General features: G+C 71.4%; 3 protein-coding genes. 2 read left to right on the top strand and 1 reads right to left on the bottom strand.

Translation table 11 applies throughout. The features are described from left to right. Nucleotides 1-85: 85 nt before the first annotated feature. Both Q4D18_RS10845 and Q4D18_RS10840 read left to right on the top strand, forming a co-directional pair. A complete protein-coding gene (locus Q4D18_RS10845; protein ID WP_303128283.1) occupies nt 86-1,540 on the top strand; it encodes a dicarboxylate/amino acid:cation symporter in 1,455 nt (484 codons plus the stop codon). Nucleotides 1,541-1,685: 145 nt separating this feature from the next. Next, a complete protein-coding gene (locus Q4D18_RS10840) occupies nt 1,686-3,629 on the top strand; it encodes a BCCT family transporter (protein WP_303128281.1) in 1,944 nt (647 codons plus the stop codon). Between the two features lie 138 nt (nt 3,630-3,767). Here the strand turns inward: Q4D18_RS10840 and groL are convergent, their stop codons facing one another. Next, the gene (gene groL / locus Q4D18_RS10835; RefSeq protein WP_303128279.1) at nt 3,768-5,369 is read right to left on the bottom strand and encodes a chaperonin GroEL; all 1,602 of its coding nucleotides are present in this window, start codon (nt 5,367-5,369) and stop codon (nt 3,768-3,770) included. Nucleotides 5,370-5,586: the final 217 nt, after the last annotated feature.

The raw sequence follows: 5,586 nt of genomic DNA, 5'->3' as shown, positions 1-5,586 counted from the left end.
CGCGGTGATGAGACCGACATCACCCGCTCGTCACGGGGCGACACGCGGTTCGCGCCTCCGCGTAGGACGCTCCTACCCTCCCCGGGTGAGCACCGCAGCCCCCTCCTCGACCTCCTTGTCCCCCGTACCGGCACGCCGCAGGCTCCCCGCCTGGACCACGAACTTCGGCTGGCAGATCGCCGTCGCCCTACTTCTCGGCCTGATCCTCGGCCTCGTCGCCCGGGGCATGGGGCACACCCCCGACTCCCCCACGTCCCTCGGAGAGACGCTGGCCCTGATCGGCAGCGTCTACATCAGCCTCCTGAAGGCGGCGGTCATCCCGCTGGTCTTCTTCGCCGTCGTCGCCTCGATCGCCAACCTCGCGCAGGTGACCAACGCGGCCCGGCTGGCCGCGAAGACCCTGCTGTGGTTCGCCATCACCAGCCTGATCGCGGTGCTGATCGGCCTGGCGGTCGGCGTCGTCATGCAGCCCGGCGTGGGCACCGGCCAGTCCGCCCCGGCCGCCTACGAGGCGCGCGACGTCGGCTGGCTCGACTTCCTGACGTCGATGGTGCCGGCCAACTTCGCCGGTCTGACCGTGAAGACCAGCGTGGACGACGCCGGCGCCGTCGCCGCCTCCCCCACGTTCAACGTGCTCCAGGTGCTCGTGATCGCGATCGCCGTGGGCGTGGCCGCCCTCAAGGTGGGCGAGAAGGCCGCCCCGTTCGTGGCGTTCTCCCGCTCGGTGCTGGCCGTGATCCAGAAGATCCTGTGGTGGATCATCCGCCTCGCCCCGATCGGCACCGTCGGCCTGCTCGGCAACGCCGTGGCGTCCTACGGCTGGTCCACGATGGGCACCCTCGTGAAGTTCGTGGTGGCGATCTACGTGGGCCTGGCCCTCGTGATGCTCGTGGTGTACCCGCTGCTGGCCCGCCTGCACGGGCTGTCCGCGAAGCAGTTCTTCACCGGCGTGTGGCCCGCCTTCCAGCTCGGCTTCGTGTCCCGCTCCTCGATCGGCACGCTGCCGGTCACCCAGCGCGTGGCCGAGCGCAACTTCGGCGTGCCCACCGGCTACGCCTCCTTCGCCGTGCCGCTGGGCGCCACCACCAAGATGGACGGGTGCGCCGCCATCTACCCGGCGATCGCGGCCGTCTTCGTGGCGCAGTTCTACGGGATCGACATGACGATCGGGCAGTACGCGCTGATCGTCCTGGTCTCCGTGCTGGGCTCCGCCGCCACCGCCGGCACCACCGGCGCCACCGTGATGCTCACCCTGACGCTGTCCACCGCGGGGCTGCCGCTGGAGGGCATGGCGCTGCTGCTGGCCGTGGACCCGATCGTGGACATGGGCCGCACCGCCACCAACGTGGCCGGCCAGGCCCTGATCCCCGCCCTGGTGGCTCAGCAGGAGGGCATCCTGGACCGCACCCGCTACGACGCCCCGCACGCGGACGTCATGGCGGACGAGGACGAGGAGATCGTCGAGGCACGCGCCTCCCGCCCGGCCGACTCCCGAGAGCAGCTCGTCGGCTCCCCCACGCCGGGCCCGCGCGTCGGCTGACCCCGCCCCTCCCCGCACGACGACGCCCCCGCCCCTTCCGCGCGAAGGCACGGGGGCGTCGTGGTGCCGTCCCGGACCGCCGTCCACCGGACCGCCCCAGGTCACAGCCGCCTTCCGCCCCGTCCGGCGTGCCTACCCTGTGAGGATGACCACCCCACCGCACCCGACCTCCGACCGATCCCCGGACCGCTCCGGCCCCGCGGTCCCCTCCCCGGCGGCCCCGCCGCGCACCCGGCTGCGCCGGTTCGTCCGGGAGGTCACCTACCCGCACGGCATCCACCCGGCCCTGGTGCCGGGCGTCTCGATCGAGGACCAGAGGGTCCGCTACGGCGTGGACCGGGTCATCCTCGTCGTCGTCGGCGTGCTGGTCCTGGGCTTCGTGGCCTGGGGCGTCGCCCGGCCCGACGACGTCCTGGCCGTCTCCAGCGCCGCGCTGTCCTGGGTCATGACCAACCTCGGCTGGATGTTCTCCCTGCTGGCGATCGGCATGGTCGTGTTCCTCCTGGCCCTCGCCTTCTCCCGCTACGGGCACATCACCCTCGGCCTGGACGGGGAGAAGCCCGAGTACTCCACCGCCTCCTGGGCCGCCATGCTCTTCGCGGCCGGCATCGGGATCGGGATCATCTTCTTCGGCCCGTACGAGCCGCTCACCTTCTACCTCTCCCCCCGCCCCGGCTCCGCGGACCCCGCGAGCACCGACGCCGCCACGGGCGCCCTGGCCCAGTCCGCCCTGCACTGGGGGATCAACGCGTGGGCCATCTACGCCGTCGTGGGGCTGGCCGTCGCCTACGTGTCCTACCGGCGCGGTCGCGTGCCGCTGATGAGCTCCATCCTCATGCCGCTGTTCGGGCGCGGCGACCGCACCGACTCGTTCGGCGCCCGCCTGATCGACTCCCTGGCCATCATCGCCACCCTGTTCGGCACCGCCGCCTCGCTGGGCATCGGCGCGCTGCAGATCGGCCGCGGGGTGGAGATCGTGACCGGCTGGTCCCCCGGCGGCAACGCCCTGGCCATGGGGATCATCGTCCTGCTCACCGTCGGCACGATCGTCTCGGCGGTCTCCGGCGTGGCCAAGGGCATCCGCTGGCTCTCCAACATCAACATGCTCCTTGCGTTGGGCCTGGCGGTGTTCTTCTTCGTGGCCGGACCCACCGCGTTCCTGCTCAACGTGGTGCCCGGCGTCCTGATGGACTACGTGGGGCAGATGCCGGACATGCTCGGGGCGAACATGGCCGAGGGCCCCGAGATGCAGTCCTTCCTCTTTTCCTGGACCGTCTTCTACTGGGCCTGGTGGGTCAGCTGGGCGCCGTTCGTGGGCGTGTTCGTGGCCAAGATCTCCCGCGGCCGCACCATCCGGCAGTTCGTGCTGGGGGCCCTTTTCATCCCGGCGTCCGTGATCATCGCGGCGTTCACCGTGATCGGCGGGACGACCATCTGGCTGCAGCGCGAGCGCGGGGTGATCGCCCCGGACGGGACCGTGGACTCCCTGCCCGCCCCGGCGGAGATCTTCTGGACGGTCCTGGACCAGCTGCCGGGCGCGCAGTTCATCGCCCCGGTGGTGATGGTCATGCTGGCCATCTTCTTCATCACGACCGCCGACTCGGCCTCCCTCGTGAACTCGCAGCTCTCCCAGCGCGGCGCCCCCCGGCCCCGGCGGCTGATCACGGCCTTCTGGGCCCTGTGCATGGCCGGCATCGCCGTGGTCATGCTGCTCACCGGCGGGGACACGGCCCTCGCCGGCCTGCAGAACCTCATCACCGTCACGGCGCTGCCGTTCTCCGTGGTGATCGTCCTGATGGCCGTGGCCCTGTACCGCGAACTGCGCAACGATCCCCAGGCCCTGCGCGAGCGCTACGAGCGCGCGGCCCTGCAGAAGGCCGTGCGCCACGGCATCGCCGACCACGGCGACGACTTCACGCTCGCGGTGGAGCCGGTCCCGACCGGCAGTCAGTACGCCGTGGGCGGGGACTTCGACTCCACCTCGTCCGAGGTCACCGACTGGTACCGCCGCACGGACGAGGACGGCAACCCCGTGGCCTACGACTACGCCACGGGTGAGTACCTCGAGGAGGACGGCCGGCGCGGCTGAGCCGCCCCTCCCCACCCCGGGGACGACGCCGCCCCCCTCTCCCGGGCACGACGACGCCCCCGCCCCTTCCGTTCGGAAGGTGCGGGGGCGTCGTCGTCGGCAGGAGCGGTCCCCAACCCGGGCGGGCCGGGGACGGGCTCAGTGCTGGTGCTCGTCCTCGTCGGCGGGCTTGTCCGCCACGAGGGTCTCGGTGGTGAGCACGAGCGCGGCGATGGAGGCCGCGTTGGCCAGGGCCGAGCGGGTCACCTTCACGGGGTCGATGACGCCGTCGGCGATCAGGTCGCCGTACACGCCGGTCTTGGCGTTGAAGCCCTCGTTCGGCTTCATCTCGGCCACCTTGGAGACCACCACGTAGCCGTCCTCGCCGGCGTTCTGGGCGATCCAGCGCAGCGGCTGCTTGAGCGCCTTCCGCACGATCTCCACGCCGGTGGCGGCGTCGCCGGAGAGGGCCTGCACGTCGGCGTCCTCGTCGAGGACGGCCAGCGCGTTGATGAGGGCGGTGCCGCCGCCGGCGACGATGCCCTCCTCGAGCGCGGCGCGCGTGGAGGACACGGCGTCCTCGATGCGGTGCTTGCGCTCCTTGAGCTCCACCTCGGTGGCGGCGCCCACGCGGATCACGCCGATGCCGCCGGCGAGCTTGGCGAGGCGCTCCTGGAGCTTCTCACGGTCCCAGTCGGAGTCGGTGGCGGCCACCTCGGCCTTGATCTGGGAGACGCGGGCCTCGACGTCGGCCGTGTCGCCGCCGCCGTCCACGATGGTGGTGTTGTCCTTGGTCACCGTGATGCGGCGGGCGGAGCCCAGCGCGTCCAGGTCGGCCTGCTCCAGCTTCATGCCGAGGTCCGGGGAGACCACGGTGGCGCCGGTGAGGATCGCGATGTCCTGCATCATGGCCTTGCGGCGGTCGCCGAAGCCCGGGGCCTTCACAGCTACGACGTTCAGGGTGCCGCGGATCTTGTTGACCACGAGGGTGGAGAGGGCCTCGCCCTCGACGTCCTCGGCGATCACGAACAGCGGCTTGTTGGCCTGGAGGACCTTCTCCAGCAGGGGCAGCAGCTCCTGCACGTTGGAGATCTTGCCGGAGTTGATCAGGACGTAGGCGTCCTCGAGCACGGCCTCCTGACGCTCGGCGTCGGTGACCATGTACGGGGACAGGTAGCCCTTGTCGAACTGCATGCCCTCGGTCACGTCCAGCTCCGTGGAGGTGGTGGAGGACTCCTCGATGGTGATGACGCCGTCGGTGCCGACCGTGTCGAACGCGCGGGCCAGCAGCTCGCCGACCTCGTCGTTCTGGGCGGAGATGGCGGCCACGTGGGCCACCTCCTTGCCCTCGACCGGGCGGGCGTTCTCCTGGAGACGCTTCTCGACGGCGGCCACGGCGGTCTCGATGCCGCGCTTGACCTCGCCGGGGGCGGCGCCGGCCGCGACCTGGCGCATGCCCTCGGACACGAGGGCCTGGGCCAGCACGGTGGCGGTGGTGGTGCCGTCGCCCGCGATGTCGTTGGTCTTGGTGGCGACCTCCTTGGCGAGCTGCGCGCCCATGTTCTCGTACGGGTCGTCGAGCTCGATCTCCCGGGCGATCGTGACGCCGTCGTTGGTGATCGTGGGGGCGCCCCACGCCTTGTCCAGGACGACGTTGCGGCCGCGCGGGCCGAGCGTGACCTTGACGGCCTCAGCCAGCGTGTTGAGGCCGCGCTCGAGGCCGCGACGGGCCTCCTCGTCGAATGCGATGAGCTTTGCCATGTGTTCGTCCCTCCTGGACGTTCAGTCTGACTCCCACCGACCCGCTGCCCGCGACGGACGGGGCGCCGGCTCCTGCGGGATCTGCCCGCCGAGCCTGCCCCTCAGAGAGGCGGTGGCTTCCACTTCGTGGTCGAGCGGCTGCGCCGACCGCAGCAGGGCCGGCTGGCAGTCTGCTCGACTGAGTGCCAAGTCCATTATTGGCACTCGGCGCCTGCGA

The sequence above is a fragment of the Micrococcus sp. genome, from assembly GCF_030523875.1.
In the GTDB taxonomy this organism is placed as follows: Bacteria; Actinomycetota; Actinomycetes; order Actinomycetales; family Micrococcaceae; genus Micrococcus.
The sequence above is the reverse complement of the archived record's forward strand: the minus strand, read 5'-3'. Positions and strand labels throughout refer to the sequence as shown.

Coding starts and splice junctions, on each gene's coding strand:
- Q4D18_RS10840 (WP_303128281.1), top strand. CDS start 1,686: ATGACCACCCCACCGCACCCGACCTCCGACCGATCCCCGGACCGCTCC.
- groL (WP_303128279.1), bottom strand. CDS start 5,369: ATGGCAAAGCTCATCGCATTCGACGAGGAGGCCCGTCGCGGCCTCGAG.